The sequence below is a fragment of the Sphingopyxis sp. MC1 genome (assembly GCF_000371385.1).
In the GTDB taxonomy this organism is placed as follows: Bacteria; Pseudomonadota; Alphaproteobacteria; order Sphingomonadales; family Sphingomonadaceae; genus Sphingopyxis; species Sphingopyxis terrae.
In genome coordinates, this window is sequence record NZ_AOUN01000017.1 from 43,129 (window position 1) to 61,982 (window position 18,854).

General features: G+C 65.7%; 18 protein-coding genes. 12 read left to right on the top strand and 6 right to left on the bottom strand.

What is annotated here, in order from left to right; genetic code table 11:
- Nucleotides 1-27 precede the first annotated feature (27 nt).
- Nucleotides 28-1,014: an esterase-like activity of phytase family protein gene (locus EBMC1_RS15765; RefSeq protein WP_003050687.1), complete on the top strand. Its 987-nt coding sequence runs from the start codon at nt 28-30 to the stop codon at nt 1,012-1,014.
- Nucleotides 1,015-1,053: 39 nt separating this feature from the next.
- Here the strand turns inward: EBMC1_RS15765 and rpmB are convergent, their stop codons facing one another.
- Nucleotides 1,054-1,347 carry a 50S ribosomal protein L28 gene (rpmB, locus tag EBMC1_RS15770; protein ID WP_003050690.1) on the bottom strand — a complete coding sequence of 98 codons (294 nt, stop codon included), beginning with the start codon at nt 1,345-1,347 and terminating at the stop codon, nt 1,054-1,056.
- Nucleotides 1,348-1,599: 252 nt separating this feature from the next.
- Between rpmB and tadA the strand changes: the two genes are divergently transcribed.
- Nucleotides 1,600-2,058 carry a tRNA adenosine(34) deaminase TadA gene (gene tadA / locus EBMC1_RS15775; RefSeq protein WP_040590678.1) on the top strand — a complete coding sequence of 153 codons (459 nt, stop codon included), beginning with the start codon at nt 1,600-1,602 and terminating at the stop codon, nt 2,056-2,058.
- A gap of 3 nt (nt 2,059-2,061) precedes the next feature.
- Here the strand turns inward: tadA and EBMC1_RS15780 are convergent, their stop codons facing one another.
- Nucleotides 2,062-2,763, bottom strand: coding sequence for an NAD-dependent deacylase (locus tag EBMC1_RS15780; RefSeq protein ID WP_003050696.1), 702 nt, complete (start codon nt 2,761-2,763; stop codon nt 2,062-2,064).
- Nucleotides 2,764-2,890: 127 nt separating this feature from the next.
- On the opposite strand from EBMC1_RS15780, the gene dapB reads away from it, so the two are divergent.
- From dapB to nth, 3 genes are all read left to right on the top strand, one after another.
- Entirely contained in the window at nt 2,891-3,616 is a 726-nt protein-coding gene (dapB, locus tag EBMC1_RS15785; protein WP_003050699.1) for a 4-hydroxy-tetrahydrodipicolinate reductase, read from the top strand.
- Between the two features lie 79 nt (nt 3,617-3,695).
- A complete protein-coding gene (locus tag EBMC1_RS15790; protein ID WP_003050702.1) occupies nt 3,696-4,856 on the top strand; it encodes a M48 family metalloprotease in 1,161 nt (386 codons plus the stop codon).
- A complete protein-coding gene (gene nth / locus EBMC1_RS15795) occupies nt 4,853-5,509 on the top strand; it encodes an endonuclease III (RefSeq protein WP_003050704.1) in 657 nt (218 codons plus the stop codon). The genes EBMC1_RS15790 and nth overlap by 4 nt, the downstream gene beginning before the upstream one ends.
- A 19-nt stretch (nt 5,510-5,528) precedes the next feature.
- Here the strand turns inward: nth and EBMC1_RS15800 are convergent, their stop codons facing one another.
- On the bottom strand, nt 5,529-6,941 hold the full coding sequence (locus tag EBMC1_RS15800) for a methyltransferase family protein (RefSeq protein WP_003050709.1): 1,413 nt from the start codon (nt 6,939-6,941) through the stop codon (nt 5,529-5,531).
- Between the two features lie 242 nt (nt 6,942-7,183).
- On the opposite strand from EBMC1_RS15800, the gene EBMC1_RS15805 reads away from it, so the two are divergent.
- From EBMC1_RS15805 to EBMC1_RS15820, 4 genes are all read left to right on the top strand, one after another.
- Nucleotides 7,184-8,389 (top strand): M23 family metallopeptidase, encoded by a 1,206-nt coding sequence (locus tag EBMC1_RS15805; protein ID WP_003050711.1) that lies wholly within the window; start codon nt 7,184-7,186, stop codon nt 8,387-8,389.
- A 1-nt stretch (nt 8,390) separates the two neighbouring features.
- Nucleotides 8,391-8,786, top strand: coding sequence for a bactofilin family protein (locus EBMC1_RS15810; protein WP_120694129.1), 396 nt, complete (start codon nt 8,391-8,393; stop codon nt 8,784-8,786).
- 26 nt (nt 8,787-8,812) lie between these two features.
- On the top strand, nt 8,813-9,004 hold the full coding sequence (locus tag EBMC1_RS15815; protein WP_003050720.1) for a DUF2945 domain-containing protein: 192 nt from the start codon (nt 8,813-8,815) through the stop codon (nt 9,002-9,004).
- Nucleotides 9,005-9,078: 74 nt separating this feature from the next.
- Nucleotides 9,079-10,452, top strand: a complete 1,374-nt coding sequence (locus tag EBMC1_RS15820) for a M20/M25/M40 family metallo-hydrolase (protein WP_003050722.1) — start codon at nt 9,079-9,081, stop codon at nt 10,450-10,452.
- A 45-nt stretch (nt 10,453-10,497) separates the two neighbouring features.
- Here EBMC1_RS15820 and EBMC1_RS15825 read toward each other — a convergent pair whose 3' ends face one another.
- Nucleotides 10,498-11,088, bottom strand: a complete 591-nt coding sequence (locus EBMC1_RS15825; RefSeq protein WP_156001400.1) for a TetR/AcrR family transcriptional regulator — start codon at nt 11,086-11,088, stop codon at nt 10,498-10,500.
- Between the two features lie 33 nt (nt 11,089-11,121).
- Here EBMC1_RS15825 and EBMC1_RS15830 point away from each other — a divergent pair, with 33 nt between their 5' ends.
- The 3 genes from EBMC1_RS15830 to EBMC1_RS15840 are packed head-to-tail and all read left to right on the top strand — an operon-like array spanning nt 11,122 to nt 15,106.
- Nucleotides 11,122-12,288: an aromatic ring-hydroxylating oxygenase subunit alpha gene (locus tag EBMC1_RS15830; RefSeq protein ID WP_003050728.1), complete on the top strand. Its 1,167-nt coding sequence runs from the start codon at nt 11,122-11,124 to the stop codon at nt 12,286-12,288.
- Complete coding sequence (locus tag EBMC1_RS15835; protein WP_040590688.1) at nt 12,285-13,505, top strand: FAD-dependent oxidoreductase; 1,221 nt, start codon at nt 12,285-12,287, stop codon at nt 13,503-13,505. Before EBMC1_RS15830 ends, EBMC1_RS15835 begins: the two co-directional genes overlap by 4 nt.
- A complete protein-coding gene (locus EBMC1_RS15840) occupies nt 13,502-15,106 on the top strand; it encodes a phytoene desaturase family protein (protein ID WP_003050733.1) in 1,605 nt (534 codons plus the stop codon). Before EBMC1_RS15835 ends, EBMC1_RS15840 begins: the two co-directional genes overlap by 4 nt.
- Here the strand turns inward: EBMC1_RS15840 and EBMC1_RS15845 are convergent.
- Both EBMC1_RS15845 and EBMC1_RS15850 read right to left on the bottom strand, forming a co-directional pair.
- Nucleotides 15,083-16,429, bottom strand: coding sequence for an amino acid permease (locus EBMC1_RS15845; RefSeq protein WP_003050736.1), 1,347 nt, complete (start codon nt 16,427-16,429; stop codon nt 15,083-15,085). The two genes, EBMC1_RS15840 and EBMC1_RS15845, sit on opposite strands and share 24 nt — an antisense overlap.
- Before the next feature lie 4 nt (nt 16,430-16,433).
- Nucleotides 16,434-18,821: a TonB-dependent receptor gene (locus EBMC1_RS15850; protein WP_003050738.1), complete on the bottom strand. Its 2,388-nt coding sequence runs from the start codon at nt 18,819-18,821 to the stop codon at nt 16,434-16,436.
- Nucleotides 18,822-18,854 lie beyond the last annotated feature (33 nt).

The following is an 18,854-nucleotide window of genomic DNA, read 5'->3' on the forward strand; positions in this document are numbered from 1 at the left end:
GGAAGGTTCGCGCCTATCGCCGCGGCGATGCGCCGCCTTCTCTCCGCCGCCGCTATCTTCCTCATACTCGGCCCGCTGCCCGGAACCGAGCAGCGGTTGCGTGTCATGGACCGCACCTCTCAGCGGATCGAGGCGCGGCCCCTGGTCTATCCGGCGGGCCAGACCGGGATGCTGCGCTTCGTGCGCGGCTGGCGCCTCGTCAGCCCCAATGCCATGTTCGGCGGCTTTTCGGCGCTGGCGCTGACCGGACCCGACCGGTTTCAGATTGCCGGCGATAACGGCGTCCTGGTCCGCATGACCCTGACCGACGAGGGGCATCCGCGCGCGGCGCATATCGGCACGATCGCGTCACCGACCGGTGGTGGGCGCTACAAATCGCAGAGCGATGTCGAATCGATGCTGGTCGACCGGCAAAGCGGACGAACCTGGCTGGCGCTCGAAGGGCTCAACCAGGTCTGGCGACTCGATCCGACGCTGACACATGTCGAATCGCGCCGCGCCTTGCCCGAACCGGCCTGGCCGTCGAACAGCGGGCCGGAGGCGATGGCCCGGCTGGCCGACGGCCGAACCCTGATCTTTTCCGAAGACGCGCATAGCGATCCGCGGGGACGAGAGGCGCTGCTCTACACGGGCGACCCGGCCGCACCGGGGCCGGCGCCGCTGCGCTTCTTCTATGATGCTGAAGGAAAGGGGCTGGTCAGCGACGCCGCGCCGCTACCCGACGGCCGCGTTCTGCTGGTTCACCGGCGGCTGGGTCTTTCCCCGATCTTCACGACGACCCTCGCGATCGTCGACCCCGCCGATATCGCGAAGGACGCTGTCGTCCGGTCGGTGGCGATCGGTCAGGTTCCGGCGCCGCTCGCCGACAATTATGAAGGGGCGGCCGTTATGCGGCGGGATGGCCGCACGTTCGTGTGGCTCGTCGCGGACAATAATTTCAACGCCTGGCAGCGCAGCCTGCTCGTCGAATTCGAACTCGTCGACCTGCCGGGCAGCAAAAAGGCCGCGCGGTAAAACCGGCGGCCTTTTTGTCGCAGCACGTCGAAGGACGAATCAGGCGGCCTTTTCGGCCAGCTTCTTCGCGACTTCCTTCTTGATCTTGCGGGCGTTGTCCGAAAGCAGATTGTCGCCGGTCTTCATCAGCCAGTTGTCGAGGCCGCCATTATGTTCGACCGAACGCAGGCCGTGGGTCGACACGCGCAGCTTCACGCCCTTGCCGAGCGCGTCCGACAGCAGCGTCACATTCTGCAGGTTGGGCAGGAAGGTACGCTTGGTCTTGTTGTTGGCGTGGCTGACATTGTGGCCAACCTGGCGGCCCTTGCCGGTCAGTTCGCAAATGCGCGACATCGTCTTCTTCCTTACAAAATCTGGGCGGCGTGCCGGTTGGCGCGAAAGGCGCCGAAGGGACCGGGTGGGCCGGGAAAGGCGCGCGCTTATCGGCTTGCCGGAGATTCGTCAAGTCATTAGGGCAGATTCCACTGACGTGGAAGGCGGCACCGGCGCGCTCCCCCACCCGGCCTCCCCGACGATAGCAAGCTGGGGGAGGCCGGGTGGAGGAGCGGGCCGGTGCCGGGCTTTCCTGCGCAGCAGGAAAAGATGATGCCAACCCGTTTCCCGCTTCCCGAACCCATGCGCCGCGCGCTCGACCTTGCCCGGATCGCCGCCGATTGGGGCGAAGTGCCGGTCGGTGCGGTCGTCGTCAAGGACGGGGCGATCGTGGCCGAAGGCCATAACCGCCCGCGCGAATCGCACGATCCCACCGCGCATGCGGAGATTGTAGCGATTCGGGCGGCCGCGGCGAAGCTCGGCAACGAGCGGCTCGACGGCTGTGACCTCTATGTCACGCTGGAACCCTGTGCGATGTGCGCGGGCGCCATCGCCCATGCCCGAATCGCGCGCCTCTATTATGGCGCCGACGATCCGAAGGGCGGGGCGGTCGCGCATGGTCCGCGCGTCTTCGCGCAGCCGACGATCCATCATCGCCCCGAAATCTACGACGGGATCGGTGCCGGCGAAGCGGCGACGCTGCTCCGCGATTTCTTCGCGGCGCGGCGCTGACGGTCAAAATCCCAGCAATTGATCGACCCATTGCGGCACCAGCTGTGTCGCCGGTCCCTGCCGCGCCTCGTCGAACCAGTAGCTGCCCTGGCTCGGCTCCATGTTGAGCTCGAGCGTGCGGGCACCCGCCTGCCGCGCTTCGCGCACGAAACCCGCGGCGGGATAGACCGCGCCGGAGGTGCCGATGGAAACGAACAGGTCGGCGCGGTTGATGGCGCGATATATGTCGTCCATCCGATAGGGCATCTCGCCGAACCACACGACGTCGGGGCGCAGATAGCCGACCATGCCGCACGCCGGGCAGGCGGGCCGGTCGATCAGCGTGCCGGTCCACGGACTGCGGCGGTCGCACGCGGTGCACCACGCGTTCAGATGTTCGCCGTGCATGTGGATCAACCGCTTCGCGCCCGCGCGCTCGTGAAGATCGTCGACATTTTGCGTCACGATCAGGAGCTCGCCGGGCCAATGCGCGTCGAGCCGTGCCAGCGCAGCATGGGCGGCGTTGGGCTGTTTGGTCTGGATCGCGGCGCGGCGCGCATCGTAAAAGCGGTGGACCAGATCGGGATCGCGGACGAAGGCTTCGGGCGTCGCCACATCCTCAACCCGGTGCTGTTCCCAAAGCCCGCCGTCACGGAAGGTGTCGATACCGCTTTCGGCCGACACGCCCGCGCCGGTCAGGATCACGATGTTATGGACGCCGCTCATGCGGCCTCTCTATCGGGACGCACCGGCGGCTTCATCCATTTTCGTCAATCCGGCCCGCACGGGGCGAACGGTGCCTCGACTTCGCGCGATCCGAAGCGCTAAGGGGGATGGGGTAAGGGGACGCGTCATGACGAGCATCGGCATCATCGGCAGTCAGGGACGGATGGGCGTCGCGCTCGCCGCCGCGATTTCGGAGGCGGGGCAGCGCAGCTGCGGCGTCGACAAGGGCGGCGATGTCGCGCGGCTCGTTGCCGCCGCCGATGTGCTCGTCGATTTCTCGTCGCCCGGCGCGCTGGAGGCGACGCTCGATGCCTGCCTTGCCGCAAGGAAGCCCATCGTCATCGGCACGACGGGGCTTGAGGAGCGTCACCATTATCTGATCGACGATGCCGCAAAGGATATCGCGGTGCTCCAGACGGGCAATACTTCGCTTGGCGTCACGCTGCTTGCGCATCTGGTGCGCGAGGCGGCGGCGCGGCTCGACGCCGATTGGGATATCGAGGTGCTGGAAATGCATCACCGGATGAAGGTCGATTCGCCGAGCGGCACCGCCCTGCTACTTGGTCAGGCAGCCGCCGAGGGGCGCGGCATCAGCCTCGACCGCTGCTCCGAACGGGGCCGCGATGGCGTCACCGGGGCGCGTGGCCATGGCAAGATCGGCTTCGCATCGCTGCGCGGCGGGACCATCGCGGGCGACCATGATGTCATCTTCGCCGGGCCGGAGGAAATGATCACCCTGTCGCATCGCGCCGAAAACCGCATGATCTTCGCGCGCGGCGCTGTGCGGGCGGCGCTGTGGCTGATCCATCAGCCGCCGGGCCGCTACACGATGCCGCAGGTGCTCGGCCTCTGAACGGGCTTGCGGCGCGCCCATTTCGGCGTATTGCTCTCCTAATACGGCATCGCCGCCAAAGTTGAGGGGAGATATCGCGATGAACCCAGCCGCCGAAACCGCGCGCTACATCGACAGCCTGGGGCCGCAGGCGCTGGCGAAGGCCGCCGCCTATACGCACGGCAATCACTGGCTGCTCTTGTGGGGCTTGCTCGTCGCGGCGGCCGTGACCCTGCTTTTCGTGCGGCTGCGGATTCTCGATCGCATCGATGCGCGTCTGGCCCGGCGCGGCTGGGCGCTGCGGACCTGGGTGCTGTGCGCGGTCTTCTTCCTGCTCTCGGCGCTCGTCACTCTGCCGTGGGACATCTACACCGGCTGGATTCGCGAGACCGCCTATGATCGCACCAGCCAGCCGCTCGGCGACTGGCTCGGTCAGGCGGCGATCTCGACCGTCATCACCGCGCTGCTCGGCGGGCTCTTCTTCCTCGGCGTCTATGCGCTGATCCGGCGCACGGGCAAGCGCTGGTGGATCTGGTCGGGCGGGCTGGCGGCGATCGCCATTTCGGCCTTCCTGCTCGTCGCGCCGATCGCGATCGAGCCCCTGTTCAACAAATATACGCCGGTTCCCGAAGGGCCGGTGCGCGATGCGCTCGTCGAGATGGCGGCAAAGGCCGACATACCGGCTGACCGCATCTATATGTTCGACGGATCGCGCCAATCGAACAATTTCACCGCCAATGTCTCGGGCATCGGTCATTCGGCGCGCATCGCGATCTCGGACGTTGCGATCGGCAAGGCTTCGCTCGACGAGGTGCGCGCGGTGACGGGGCACGAGATCGGCCATTATGTGCTCGGCCATATCTGGCGCATGGTCTTCGTCTTCGCGGCGCTCGCGGCGCTGCTCTTCTTCGTGGCCGACCGGTTCTTCCCGCGCCTCGCAGGGCTGTTCGGCAGCGATGCCGAGATCGGCGATCCGCGCGGCTTTCCTGTCCTGCTTTTCTTCCTGTCGCTGTTCAGCCTCGTCACGCTGCCGATCACCAACACGCTGATCCGCGTCGATGAGAGCGAGGCCGACCTCTATTCGCTCAAGACCGAAAACCGTCCCGATGCGCTCGCCACCGCGCTCGTCAAGACCGCCGAATATCGCAACCCGCGCCCCGGCGCGGTCGAGGAGACGATCTTTTACGACCATCCTTCGGTCGAACGGCGCGTGCGCGTCGCGATGGACTGGAAGGCGGCGCACCCGCCCGCGGCCGAATGAAGAAGGCCGACATCTTCGAATTCTATCGCCGCCTTGCCGAACTCAACCCGAGTCCGGAAACCGAACTGGAATTTGGCAACACGTACCAGCTGCTCGTCGCGGTGGTGCTGTCGGCGCAGGCGACCGATGTCGGGGTGAACAAGGCGACGCGGAAGCTGTTTCAGGACGTGAAGACCCCGCAGCAGATGGTCGACCTTGGCGAAGACGGCCTCAAGCAGCACATCAAGACGATCGGTCTGTTCAACGCGAAGGCGAAGAATGTCATCGCGCTCAGCGAAATTCTCGTCCGCGACCATGGCGGCGAAGTGCCTGCCGACCGCGATACGCTGGTCGAATTGCCGGGGGTGGGGCGCAAGACCGCCAATGTCGTGATGAACTGCGCCTTCGGGGCGGAGACCTTTGCGGTCGACACGCATATTTTTCGCGTCGGTAACCGCACCGGCCTTGCGCCCGGCAAGACGCCTCTCGCAGTCGAAAAAAAGCTCGACAAGGAAACGCCGCAGCCCTTTCGCGTCGGCGCGCACCACTGGCTGATCCTGCACGGCCGTTATATCTGCAAGGCGCGCACCCCCGAATGCTGGCGCTGCCCGGTCGCCGATCTGTGCCGTTACAAGCCCAAGACGCCCGCGCCGAAGGGCTGGAAAGCCGCCTGACAGCGCGTCCGGCGGGCGGTCAGGCGACTGGCCCGACGCGCGGATCGGGATCGAGCCGTATCCGCGGCAACGCGCGGCCGCTCAGCTTCGCGAACAGGCGCGGGACGAGGGCGTTGCGCTGCGCCCAGGCCCAATAGGCCTGATAGGCGGGATCGCCGAGCAGATGCTTTTCCTCGGTCTTGGCGCGCCAGTAATAGACGCCGCTGACCGCTGCGAGCAGGATGGTGTTGCGCACCGCGTCGGCGGCGCTGCCCGATGTGACGAGGAAGGGCAGCGAGCCGATCCACCAGCTCAGATTCTTCGACACATAGGCGGGGTGCCGCGTGAAGGCATAGGGACCGTGGGTGATGACGCCGCGGTGGGTCAGGTTTGAAAAGCGGATGCCGAACGCCATCGTCGCCCAGGCGTAGATGCCGACCAGAAAGACCAGCGCCACGCCCCACAATGTCATCAGCGTGTCGTGCCCCTGAAGCCAATAGCCCCAGTCGGACCCGTTCACCGTATAGTCGAGCGGCCCGCCGTTCATCAGAATGAAGGGCGGGTAGCAGACCAGCGCCGCGACCCACGCCATGCCATAGGGATTGGCGGTGCGGATATGCGCGTCGAGCGGCTTGAGGGTCAGGATATAGCCGACGGTCGCGACATGGACATCGACCAGATAGAGCAGGTTGATCGTCCAGATGCCGGTCATATAGGGATTGGCGAGGACGTCGCGCATCGGCACGCTGGCCAGCGACGAGAAATTGCCCGGCACGATCGACAGCATGAAGGCGGTGAAGAACCCCTTCACCGCCCAGGCGCGCAGATGATGCGCGATCGCGCGCCCATCGACCGGCTGGGCGCGTCCCGCCTGCCGGGGCGCGATCAGCCAGCGTCCGAACTGGTAACAGCCGTCGCGCGGTTCGACCATGCGGCGGTCGAGCCACAGCATATAGGGCACCGATACGAGCAGCAGCCACGGCACCACCCGTTCGAGCAGGTCCATCGAGAAGGCGTAATTGCCCTCCCAATAGTAGCGCATCAAGGCATAGAATCCGGCGATCAGCGCCCAGGTCGTCCACAAGCCGGCGATCTTGGTCAGGCTGATGTCGATCGTCTCGCGCCAGGGGCGGCGCAGCGACCAGTCGATGCCGGTCGACGGATTGCGGTGCACCTTGTCGACGAACAGCGACCACAGGACCATCGGAACGCCGCAGGCAAGGACGCTGGCGATCGCCGAATTGGGGCCGTTCATCGGCCCGCGCTGTCCCCAGTCGACGCCCAGATAGGCGGCAATTTCGGGCGCATAGCGCGCGATCAGCAGATAGGAAAACAGGCCCAGGATACCGACGATCCCGACCCCGGCGCTGACCGCTGATCGGGGGCGCGAAGCGGGCGCTTCGATGGCGTCAGCCGCCGTCTCGGCGGCCGCCGGAACGGCAAGATCGGGCATATGGGTCACCCCCTCGTCCTAGGCCGAAATGGTAAGCAAGCCGTCAACGATAATCCCCGATTCGCGGCGAAAATGCCGCCCGATCGATCATAGTTGCGACGGTTTGACACCGTTCACCGCGAGTCAGGTTCGATTCAACCCGACTCGGCCGCTGAAGAGTCGCGATGCTCCGCCGGCGCTGGTAAAGGCCCCACCAAGTCGGGGCGGAGGGCTCCATCAGAACAACAAGACGGGGTCGTAGCTTGTCTTCCCAATCGACGGGTCTGCGCCATTGGCGCCAGCGTTTCAATGCGCTGTTCCAGGACCATGAAATCTTCATTCGCACGCACGGCCATGTCCGGTTTCTGCGTATCAGCGCCGTTTGGCAAAAGCGCGTTGCGCTGATCGCCGGCGCGGTGCTGCTCGCTTGGGCTGCGATTACGCTCGCCGTGTTCGTCAACCAGCTGCTCACTGCCGACGAGCGCGCCGAAGTCGCGCAGAAGCAGGCGGCTGCCGCGGCTGCCGAGCAGCGCATCGCGCGCTATCGCGACCGCGTCGGTGAAATCGCCGCCGACCTCGACGAGCGGCAAAAGCAGCTCGAACAGTGGCAGCAGGATTATTTCGGCAACGAAGCGCTGCCCGCGCCGGCGAAAGCGGCCGGCGATGCTAAAGGCGACGGCGCCGCCGCGACGCCGCTCAAGACCAGCGCCATCGATCCGCGCCTGCCCCCCGAAGCGCAGGCGCTCGCGCGCATCGAGGCGCGGCAGGAGGCTTTTTCGTCGCGCCTGCTAGCCGCGGTCAACGCCCGCGCCGCCAAGGCCGAAAGCGCAGTCGCCAAGCTCGGGCTCGATCCGCGCGCGCTCGTTCGCGACGCCTCGTCGGGTCGTGGTGGTCCGCTCATCCCCTTCCAGCGCCGCGGCGGCAATGCGGGCGCGCTCGGCACCAGCTTCGCCGCGCTCGAAGGCGCGCTGTTCCGTATGGAAGTGTTCGAACGCACGCTCGTCGCGATCCCTTCGGGTCAGCCGGCGCATGTGCTGATGCTCTCATCGAGCTATGGCTATCGCAGCGATCCCTTCACCGGCGCCGGTGCGATGCACGCCGGGCTCGATTTCCCCGGCCCGATCGGCACGCCGATCCTCGCTGCCGCACCCGGGCGCGTCAGCTTCGTCGGCCAGAAGTCGGGCTATGGCAATGTCGTCGAGGTCGATCATGGCCAGGGCATCCTGACCCGCTACGCCCATTTGTCGGGTTTCAACGCCAAAGTGGGCGACCGCGTCACCGCGGGGCAGCAGATCGCCCGCATGGGCAGCACCGGCCGCTCGACCGGCAGCCATTTGCATTTCGAAGTCCGTTTGAACGGGGTCGCGGTCAATCCGCGGCGTTTTCTGGAGGCCAAAGCCGATGTTCTCGAAGTCAAAGACGACGCCCGGCAGCGAGTCGGCGCCCTCGCTTCCGCCGGTGCCCGCTAAGATGGCGACCGGCGCGCGTCATACCACCTTCTCGATCATCGGGTCGGATGTGGTCATCACCGGCAATGTGTCGGCCACCGTCGATCTGCACGTCGACGGCAAGATCGAAGGCGACCTGAAATGCGCCAACCTCGTCCAGGGCGAGGCGAGCGAGATCAAGGGCGGTGTCGTCGCCGAAACCGCCAAGCTTGCGGGTCTGGTCGACGGGTCGATCGAGGCCAAGACGCTGATCATCCACGCCAGCGCGCGGATCACCGGCGACGTGACCTACGAAACGATCACGATCGAAAATGGCGGCAAGGTCGACGGCAAGCTGTCGCATCGCCGTGCGGGTGCGGCCAAGGCGCCCCCGGCGCTCGAAGTCGTCGGCGAAAAGCCGGCCTCGTTCGGCGCCTGACCGACCGCGATTTTCCGGTCGGCACGATGGTGTGCTGGCAATGGGGCCGCGGCGAAGGTCGCGGCGTGATCGCCGAGCGCTTCGACCGCCGGGTCGAACGCACGATCAAGGGTAGCCGGATCGTGCGCAACGGGAGCGCGGCGAATCCCGCCTATCTGATCGAAATGCTCGACGGGCGCTGCGTGCTCAAGCTTGCGAGCGAACTCACACCGGCTTGACCGGCATCGCCCGCGGGGCATCGGCTCAACTTCGGGTCTTGCGCGCCGGCGCGCAGGCGCCATAGTCGCGAGCCATGCGCACCCTTACTGCTCCGCTCGCCCTCGCCGCCGCCTTGCTGGCCGCCGCGCCCGTCCATGCCAAACCTGCCGATACGGGTGCCGCGAAGAAGATCCTGATCGACAGCGTCGCGATTCCGACCGTCGCGGGACGCGGCAAGGTGCCCGAACTTGCGGCCTATTATGCCGGGGTGCTGAAGGCGGCGGGCTATGCCGACAGCGACATCGTCATCACCCCGATGGGCGAAACCGCGACCTTCGCCGCCACGCTGCAGGGAACGACGAAGGAAAAGCCGATCCTGCTGCTCGGCCATATGGATGTCGTCGAGGCCGACGCAAAGGACTGGACGCGCGATCCGTTCGTGCCGGTCGAGGAGAATGGCTATATTTTCGGGCGCGGGTCGGAGGACAATAAATTCGACGTCGCGATGATGGTCGCTACCATGGCGCAGCTCAAGAAGGACGGCTTCAAGCCCAAGCGCTCGATCATCCTGCTGCTTTCGGGCGACGAGGAAACGTCGATGACGACGACGCGTGCGCTCGCCGCCAAATATAAGGGCGCCGAACTCGCGCTCAACGGCGACGGCGGCGGCGGCCTGATCGGTGAAGACGGCAAGGCGAAATATTACGGGCTGCAGGCGGGCGAAAAAACCTATGCCGACTTCACGCTGGAGGTCACGAACCCCGGCGGTCACAGCTCGCGCCCGTCGCCGACCAATGCCATCGTTCAATTGTCGAATGCACTCGCCAAGGTGGGCGCCTATCATTTCAAGCCGCAGCAGAACGAACTGACCAAGGTCGGTATGCCGATCGTTGCCGATCAGGTCGGCGGTGCAATCGGCGCAGCGCTCAAGACCTTTGCCGCAAACCCCGCCGACGCGGCGGCGATCGCGACGATTACCGCCGACCCCGAATATGTCGGCCAGATCGGCACCACCTGCGTCCCGACGCTGGTCAACGGCGGGCACGCCGAAAACGCCCTGCCGCAGCGCGCGACCGCCAATATCAACTGCCGCATCTTCCCTGGCGTGCCGGTCGAGGCGGTGCGCGCCGAACTCGAACGGGTGATCGCCGACCCCGCGGTGGCGGTGAAGCCCGATCCCGACGCGAGCGCGAGCGACGCCTCGCCGCTACGCCCCGATGTCATGGCGGCGGTGACGAAGGCGGTCCATGCGCGCTTCCCGGGCCTGCCGATCATCCCGTCGATGAGCGCAGGGGCGACCGACAGCTATCATTTCCGCATGCTGGGCGTCCCGAGCTATGGCGTCGCGGGCCTGTTTTCGAAGGCGAGCGACAGCTACGCGCACGGGCTCAACGAGCGGGTGCCGGTCGATGCCATCCCCGGCGCGCTCGCGCATTGGGACAGCCTGCTGCGCGACCTGGCGAAATAATCGTCCGAACCTATGCCGTCGCCCCCGCCTGCGCGGGGGCGACGATTATATGAGCGCCGCCACCGCGCGCTCGACCATCGCTGCCGCTGCATCGGCGCCGAAGCTGCTCGCGTCGAGCGACAGTTCGAGCCACAGCCCGTCGACCATGGCGGTAAGCAGGATCGCGAGCTGATCGGGATCGCGCGCGCCGCACGGCGCGAGCAGGTCGTGCAGCCGGGCGCGATAGCCGGCATAGCTATCGGCGTGGATCGCCGCCATGCGCGCATCGCTGCGCGCGAGCGCCCAGAAAGCGGTCCACGCGCCGAGCAATTGCGGGTCGGTCACCGGCGGGCGGAAACTGGCGGTCAGATAGGCGGTCAGCCGCGTGTGCGGATCGGGGCCCGCCGCATCGGCGGCGGCGGCGAAGACCGCATCCATCCGGTCGCTCGTCGCCTGATAGGCTGCGGCGATCAGATCGTCGATGCCGCCGAAATAATGGCGCAGCAACCCCGGCGATACCCCCGCCTTTGCGCAGATCGCGCGGACACTCGTTCCCGCCAGCCCGAGCTCGGCAAGGCATGCCGCGGTCGCGTCGATCAGGTCGGCCCGGCGGGCGTCGGCGCTTTCGCGCGTAAAGGCTTGGCGAGCGGCGGTCATGTTGTTATACATGTGTATAACAAGGAACGAGCCATGGCAACTGCACCCCTTCGCGATTCGCATCCCGATCCGCTCGACGGCTGGTCGCTCCCGGCCTGGACCTATAGCGACCCCGATTTCTACGCCGCCGAAATGGCGCGCATCTTCCGACCGAGCTGGCAGGTCGTCTGTCATGACAGCGACATTCCGGCAGCGGGCGACTGGCACAGCATCGATTATTGCGGCGAAAGCGTGATCGTCGTGCGCGGCGCCGACCGGGTCGTGCGCGCCTTCACCAATGTCTGCCGCCACCGCGGGTCGCGGCTGGTCGACGGCGCGGCGGGCTGCGCGAAGAAACTGGTCTGCCCCTATCACGCCTGGACCTACGAACTCGACGGACGACTGTCGGGGGTTCCCGATTCGGCGAGCTATCCCACGCTCGACAAGGGAAAGGCGGGGCTCGTTCCCGTCGGCCTCGAACAATGGCGCGGCTTCTGGTTCGTGCGGCTGGAGGACGACGGCGGCCCGTCGGTCGCCGCGATGATGGCGCCCTATGAAGCGATGGTCGAACCCTATCGTTTCGAAGAACTCGGCGCATTGGGGCGCGTCACGTTGCGCCCGCGCGATGTGAACTGGAAGAATGTCGGCGACAATTATTCGGACGGCCTGCACATCCCCGTTGCCCACCCTGGCCTGACGCGGCTGTTCGGCAAAAGCTATGGCGTCGAAGCGGAAGATCGCGTCGATCGCATGTGGGGCGACCTCGCCGACCGACCGTCGGCGAACTGGTCCGAGCGGCTCTATCAGCGGCTGCTGCCGCCGGTGCCGCACCTGCCGCAAGCGAACCAGCGCCATTGGCTCTATTTCAAGCTGTGGCCCAATGTCGCCTTCGACATCTACCCCGATCAGGTCGATTTCATGCAGTGGCTGCCGACCGGCCCGACGAGCTGCCTGATCCGCGAAATCAGTTATGTGCTTCCTGATGCACGCCGCGAGATGAAGGCCGCGCGTTATCTCAACTGGCGCATCAACCGCCAGGTCAATGCCGAGGATACGGCGCTGATCACCCGCGTCCAGCAGGGCATGCAATCGCAAAGCTTCCAGATGGGACCGCTCAGCGACAAGGAAGTCTGCCTCAAGCATTTCTGCGCCCGGATGCGCGCGATCATTCCCGAAGCGCGGCTCGAGCAGGCGCCAGCGGCGGGGTGGAGCCGCGCTTGACCGGCACGGCGCCCGTGGTGATCGTTGGCGGCGGTCCCGCCGGGATGGTCGCGGGGCTGCTGCTCGCGCGCGCCGGGGTGGCGGTGACCGTGCTCGAAAAGCACGCCGACTTCTTTCGCGATTTTCGCGGCGATACGGTGCATCCCTCGACGCTCGACCTGTTCGACGACATCGGCCTGCTCGGCGCTCTGCTCGCGCTTCCGCATGCCGCGCTCGACACGATGACGCTCGACCTGCTCGGGCGCCGCTACACGATCGCGACGCTCAAGCATCTGCCCGTTGCCGCACCCTTTATCGCGATGATGCCGCAATGGGATCTGCTCGACTTCATCGCGCGCGAAGGCCGCAAATATCGCACCTTCGACCTGCGCATGTCGACCGAAGCAACCGGATTGCGCCATGATCCGACCGGCCGCGTCGACGGCGTAACGCTGGCGAGCGGCGAAACGCTGCCCGCACGGCTCGTCATCGCAGCGGACGGGCGCCGGTCGGTGCTGCGCGATGCCGCCAGGCTGCCGCTCGACGATCTCGGCGCGCCGATGGATGTGCTGTGGTTCCGGGTGCCGATGCCGGCGGACCTGGACATGACCGAAGTCCCGCTCGGCACGATCGACAAGGGCGGAATGGTCGTCGCGATCCCGCGCGGCGATTATTGGCAGTGCGCGCAGATCATCGAAAAGGGCGGCTTCGCGGCGGTCGAAGCGCGCGGTATTGCGGCCTTTCGTGAGACCATTGTTTCGATAGCGCCGGGCCTTGCCGCCGGAATCGACGCGATCGCCAGCTTCGACGACGTCAAGCTGCTGTCGGTCGCGCTCGATCGGCTGACCCGCTGGTGGCAGCCCGGACTGCTCGCGATCGGCGATGCCGCGCACGCGATGTCGCCCGTCGGCGGCGTCGGGATCAACCTTGCGGTGCAGGATGCGGTGGCCGCGGCGAATATCCTCGCGGCGCCGCTCGCCGCCGGTGCCGATCCCGATCCGTTGCTCGCACAGGTGCAGGATCGTCGATGGAAGCCGACGACAAGGATGCAGGCGCTACAGCGCTTCGCGCACCAGCGCGTCGTCGAACCGATGCTGCGCGGCGAGATCGATCATGTCCCGCTCGCGATCCGCCTGCTCGACCATATCCCGCTGCTGCGCCGCATTCCCGGCCGCATACTCGGCCTCGGTTTCGGGCGGCAGCATGTCCAGTCCCCCCTTGCGAAAGATTTTTCATGACCAAAGCCTATGACGCGCTGATCATCGGCGCCGGCCACAACGGCCTTGTCTGCGCCTTCTATCTTGCCAAGGCGGGGCTCAAGGTCCGCATCGTGGAGGCGCGCGATGTCGTCGGCGGCGCCGCCGTGACGGAGGAGTTTGCGCCGGGTTTCCGCAATTCGGTTGCGAGCTATACGGTCAGCCTGCTGCAACCGAAAGTGATCGCCGACATGAAGCTCGCAGATCATGGCTATCGCGTCATCGAACGGCCGATCAGCAATTTCCTGCCGCAGGAGGATGGCGGCTACCTCAAGCTCGGTGGCGGGCTCGAACGGACGCAGGCCGAGTTCCGCAAGTTCAGCGCCCGCGATGCCGAGGTGCTGCCGCAATATTATGACGCGCTCGAGAATGTCGCCGAGCTGCTCCGTGATCTTGCGCTGCGCGTTCCGCCCAATGTCGGCGAAGGGATGCGCACGCTGCTCGACGGCGCGCGGCAGGGGCGGCGCTTCGCGACGCTCAGCCTCGAACAACAGCGCGATGTGCTCGACCTGTTCACCAAGTCGGCGCGCACGATGCTCGACAGCTGGTTCGAGAGCGAGGCGGTCAAGGCCGCCTTCGGCTTCGATGCCGTCGTCGGCAACTATGCCAGCCCTGACACGCCGGGCAGTGCCTATGTCCTCCTCCACCACGTCTTCGGCGAGGTGAACGGCAAGAAGGGGGCGTGGGGCCACAGCGTCGGCGGCATGGGCAAGATCACCGAGATCATGGCGAAGGTCTGCCGTGATCATGGCGTCGAGATCAGCCTCGAAAGCCCGGTAGCGAAGGTGCTCGTGGACGGCGGCAAGGCCGTGGGGGTCAAGCTCGTCGGCGGCGAGGAGATCGCCGCGGCACGGGTGATCGCCAATGTCGGACCCAAGCTGCTCTACGAACGGATGATGGACGCGGGCGACCTGCCTGCCGACTTCGAACGCCGGATCAAGGGTTTCAAGGCCGGTAGCGGCACCTTCCGCATGAATGTCGCGCTGTCCGAACTCCCCAGATTCACCTGCCTCCCCGAACCGGGCGAGCATCACCAGTCGGGGATCATCCTCGCGCCGACGCTCGACTATATGGACCGCGCCTTTCTCGACGCGAAGCGCGACGGCTGGTCGAAGGAGCCGATCGTCGAGATGCTCATCCCCTCGACCGTCGACGACAGCCTCGCGCCCGAAGGCTGTCATGTCGCCAGCCTCTTCTGTCAGCAATTCGCGCCCGAATTGCCGGGCGGACGCGACTGGGACGATGAGGAGGAAGCCGCAGCCGATTGCATCATTGACACGGTCGAAAAGCATGCGCCCGGCTTCCGCGCCAGCATCGTCGGCCAGACGCGCCTCAGCCCCAAGGGTCTTGAACGCAAGTTCGGGCTGGTCGGCGGCGACATCATGCACGGCAACATGAGCCTCGATCAGCTTTGGTCGGCGCGGCCGGTGCTCGGCAATGGCGGCTATCGCGGGCCGGTGAAGGGGCTCTACATGTGCGGGGCAGGAACGCACCCCGGCGGCGGCGTCACGGGCGCGCCGGGGCATAATGCGGCGCAGGTGATCCTGCGCGACCGCGGTCTATTCGCGCCCCGCTGGCGCTGAGGCCGCGCCCCCGCGGCGGCGCATCAGCAGATAGATGGGCAGTCCCGCCGCGGTCATCGCGACGCTCCACAGGCTCGCCTCGATCCCGGCGCCGTAAAAGGCCCAGCAACTATAGCCGAAGCCGACGAGCGTGAGCGCCGCAAAACCCGGCGAGACGCGCAGGCTGCCCGCCTGTTCCAGCCGCAGCGCTGACAGGCTGCCGACGACATAGAGGATGATTGCGGTCGAGGTGGTGATGAGCACCATGAAGGTGAAAAGTTCGGCGAGCCCGCGCGAATAATTGGCATAGACGACGATGCTCGCGAGCAGGCTCGACGCGATCTGCGCCATTTGCGGCGACCCAAAACGATTGTCGCGCCCGAAAAGGGAAGGGAGCAGGCCGCGATGGGCGAGGTCGCGCGGAATCTCGCCCTGCAGCATCACGAATCCGTTGAGCGCGCCTAGCGCGGCGATCGCGGCAAAGACCGCGACGATATCGCCCGCCAACGGGCTGACCAGCGTTCCGAAAAAGGTCGCATAGGCGGCGTTCGACTGTTGCAGCGTTTCGACGGGCAGCAGCATGGTGACCGCGGTGCAGGACAGGAGATAGAGGAGGCCGGTCGCCGCGGCACCGATCAGCGTGGCGCGCGGGATCATCCTTTCGGGATCGCGCACCCGGTCGCCAACGACGGCGGCGCTTTCGAAGCCAAGCAGCGCGAACAGCGTCAGCGTTGCCGCGCCGCTTACTGCCGACAGGCTGACCGGCTGGGTATGTGCCATCCCTGCGGCATGGCCTTCGCCGGTGCCGAGCAGCCAAGCCGCGACCAGCACCGCGCCGATCACCGGCACCAGCTTCAACAGCAGCGTGATGATCTGCGTCTCGCCCGCGCGGCGAATGCCCGACAGGTTGATGAGCGTGAACAGCCACAGGAAGCCGATCGCGACCAGCGCGGGCAGCGGCCCCTTGTCGCCCAGCCTGGGGATGACGATCGAAAGATTGCTGACCGCCGCGACGGCGAGCGTCGCATTCGCCGTCCAGCAACTGATCCAGTAGCTCCAAGCGACGGTGAATCCCGTGCCGGGGCCGAAGGCGGCATTGGCGTAGGTGAACGTCGCGCTGCCGCCGGGCAATCGCCGCGCAAGCCGCGCAAAGACGATGGCGAGGCACAGGGTGCCGGTGATCGTCACGCCCCAGCCGATGACGGCGTTCCAGCCGAGCGGTGCCAAGTCGCGGGGCAGGAGGAACACCCCCGACCCGATCATATTGCCCATGACGAGCGCGACGCACATGGCGAGACCGAGCTTCTGCCCGGCCTCGCCCTGTTGCTGTGCGGGGTTCGTCACCCGGTCAGAATTCCTTGCTGACCTTGAGCCCGATCAGTCGCGGCCTGATCGGCGTGTCGTAGAATACCCCGCCGGTGCTGGTCAGCCCGTCGGGATCGCCGCAGGTGGTTTCGAGGCACTGGACACCCGTATTGATGATGCCGTTGCTGTCGAACAAATTGGTCGCGAACAGTTCGGCCTTCCAATCCTCTCCCTTCACACCGATGCTGATATCGGCGGTGGTATAGGATTTAAGCGTTCCCTTGAGCGCATTTTCAAAGATGCGAAGGTCGCTGCGCCGCTTGCCGATATGGTTGAGCGCGAACTGGACATGCCCGCCCAGCCCGCCGATCGGGAATTCGTAGCGCGTGACCAGATTGCCCTTGAACTTCGGCGTCACCGGAAGCTGCGTTCCCGACGGGGCGAGCAGCGCATTGGTCGCACCGTCGCTGCCGGGCAGGGTGCAGTCGAAACTGCTGTTCGCGATCAGGCAGAAATCGCGGCGAATCTGCGCATCATTATAGCTCATCCCGGCATTGATCGAGAAGCCGCCCTCGCGATAGCCGAGGTCGAGTTCGATGCCGCGAATGCGCGCTACGCCCGCGTTGCGGATTTCGGTCAGACCGTTGAGCCCGAGGAAGGAAAGCTGAATGTCTTTCCAGTCCTCCTGATAGATGGCGCCGTTGAAGCGCACCGGACCCCAATTGGTCTTCCAGCCGAATTCATAATTGTCGAGCGTATCCGGACCATAGGGCGGCAGGGTGCCGCGGCGATTGATCCCGCCGGGACGGAAGCCGCGCGACCAGGTGCCATAGATCAAGGCATTGTCGCTGAGCTTGTACGTCAGGTTCAGCTTGTGAATGAAGCCGGTATCCTTGGTCCGCTTGTCGAGATTGGTACAGGGCGACCCGGCAACGATCGCCGGACCGAAGCAGGCGGCGACGCCGGTTCGGCTCGACACGCCCGCCGAATAGCCGAAGAAGCCGACCAGGCTGTTGTCGAACTTGTACAGACGGCCGCCGCCGGTCAGCGTCAGCTTGTCGGTGATGTCGTAGCTGAGCTCGCCGAACGCGGCATAGTCGCGGTCGACGCGGAACTGCTTGGTCAACCAGATGTCGCTGGCCGTGCCGGGCACCTTCAGATCGTCGGCCAGATTGTCGATGATATAATTCTGTTCGATATTATGGCTCTGGCGCTGCCAGAACACGCCGCCGATAAAGCGGATCGGTGCGTCGGCGGGCGACGCGATGCGTGCCTCGACAAAGCTCTTCTTATAACGGTCGATGCCGTTGATATACTGATTGGGGCTGATCAGATTGTTCGCATTGTCGCGCAGATAATAGCCCGAACCGTAGAGCGCGTCATAGAAATAGGAATAATCCGAATAGTCGCTCGCCACGTCGGTGCGGCGGCGCAGGTGGCCGCCGGTGACGGTCAGATCCCAATTGCCGAGCTTGCCCTCGATCGTCAGGGCCGCCTGCAGCCATTTGTCCTTGCTCCATTCGGGATTGTACTGGACGGTCTGCAACTGGCCGGTGACGGCGCTCGACCGTTCCTGCGAATAGCTGCCGTTCGTCTTCTGGATCTGGCCCATGATCGTCGGACGCAGCGTCCAATTGTCGTCGAGCTCGATCCCGAGCGCGAGGCGCGCGCCATAGGTGTCGGCATCGTTGTAGTTGTTTTCGACATAGGCCGAATTATTCTGGACGATGCCGCTGGTCGGATAGGTGCGGCTGCCCGGAATATTGTCGATATAGCCGGCATCGTGGCGGTACCAGCCGACGAGGCGCAGCGCCGCGCGCTCGCCGAGCGGCGCGTTGATGAAGCCTTCGGCGACACCGCCGAAATTGCCGTGCGCGACCGAATTGATCTCGGCCCCGATCTCGCCATAGGTGCCGCTGGTGTCGGGCTTGTTGGTGACAAGCTTGATCGTGCCCGCCATCGAACTTGCGCCATACAGCGTGCCCTGCGGCCCGGCGAGTGCCTCGACGCGCGAAAGATCATAGGCATGGATATCCAGCGCGCCCTGAATGGTCGTTACCGGCATTTCGTCGAGATAAGTGCCGACGGTCGGCAGCGAGGCTGAATGGTTTGCATTCTCGCCCGACGACACGCCGCGGAAATAGACCTGGGCAAAACCCGGGGCGGCCGTCTGGATCGTCACCGACGGCAGGAATTTGACGACGTCCTGAAATTCCTTGACCTGCAACTCGGCCAGTCTTTCGGTGCCGAGCGCGGTGATCGCCATCGGCACGTCCTGCAGATTCTGCTCGCGCTTCGAAGCCGTGACGACGATGTCGTCGCCATTGGCCGGCGCCGTTTGCTGTGCGAGCGCCGTTCCCGACGTGCACAGGATCGTGCTGCCGAGCAGCAGCGCGCTGCCTTTCGCCAACACTGCCGAAACATTCCGCATAGAGACCCCCCTCTGGAGTGGGCCCCTTGGGCC

Coding starts and splice junctions, on each gene's coding strand:
- EBMC1_RS15765 (WP_003050687.1), top strand. CDS start 28: ATGCGCCGCCTTCTCTCCGCCGCCGCTATCTTCCTCATACTCGGCCCG.
- rpmB (WP_003050690.1), bottom strand. CDS start 1,347: ATGTCGCGCATTTGCGAACTGACCGGCAAGGGCCGCCAGGTTGGCCAC.
- tadA (WP_040590678.1), top strand. CDS start 1,600: ATGCCAACCCGTTTCCCGCTTCCCGAACCCATGCGCCGCGCGCTCGAC.
- EBMC1_RS15780 (WP_003050696.1), bottom strand. CDS start 2,763: ATGAGCGGCGTCCATAACATCGTGATCCTGACCGGCGCGGGCGTGTCG.
- dapB (WP_003050699.1), top strand. CDS start 2,891: ATGACGAGCATCGGCATCATCGGCAGTCAGGGACGGATGGGCGTCGCG.
- EBMC1_RS15790 (WP_003050702.1), top strand. CDS start 3,696: ATGAACCCAGCCGCCGAAACCGCGCGCTACATCGACAGCCTGGGGCCG.
- nth (WP_003050704.1), top strand. CDS start 4,853: ATGAAGAAGGCCGACATCTTCGAATTCTATCGCCGCCTTGCCGAACTC.
- EBMC1_RS15800 (WP_003050709.1), bottom strand. CDS start 6,941: ATGCCCGATCTTGCCGTTCCGGCGGCCGCCGAGACGGCGGCTGACGCC.
- EBMC1_RS15810 (WP_120694129.1), top strand. CDS start 8,391: ATGGCGACCGGCGCGCGTCATACCACCTTCTCGATCATCGGGTCGGAT.
- EBMC1_RS15815 (WP_003050720.1), top strand. CDS start 8,813: ATGGTGTGCTGGCAATGGGGCCGCGGCGAAGGTCGCGGCGTGATCGCC.
- EBMC1_RS15820 (WP_003050722.1), top strand. CDS start 9,079: ATGCGCACCCTTACTGCTCCGCTCGCCCTCGCCGCCGCCTTGCTGGCC.
- EBMC1_RS15825 (WP_156001400.1), bottom strand. CDS start 11,088: ATGACCGCCGCTCGCCAAGCCTTTACGCGCGAAAGCGCCGACGCCCGC.
- EBMC1_RS15830 (WP_003050728.1), top strand. CDS start 11,122: ATGGCAACTGCACCCCTTCGCGATTCGCATCCCGATCCGCTCGACGGC.
- EBMC1_RS15840 (WP_003050733.1), top strand. CDS start 13,502: ATGACCAAAGCCTATGACGCGCTGATCATCGGCGCCGGCCACAACGGC.
- EBMC1_RS15850 (WP_003050738.1), bottom strand. CDS start 18,821: ATGCGGAATGTTTCGGCAGTGTTGGCGAAAGGCAGCGCGCTGCTGCTC.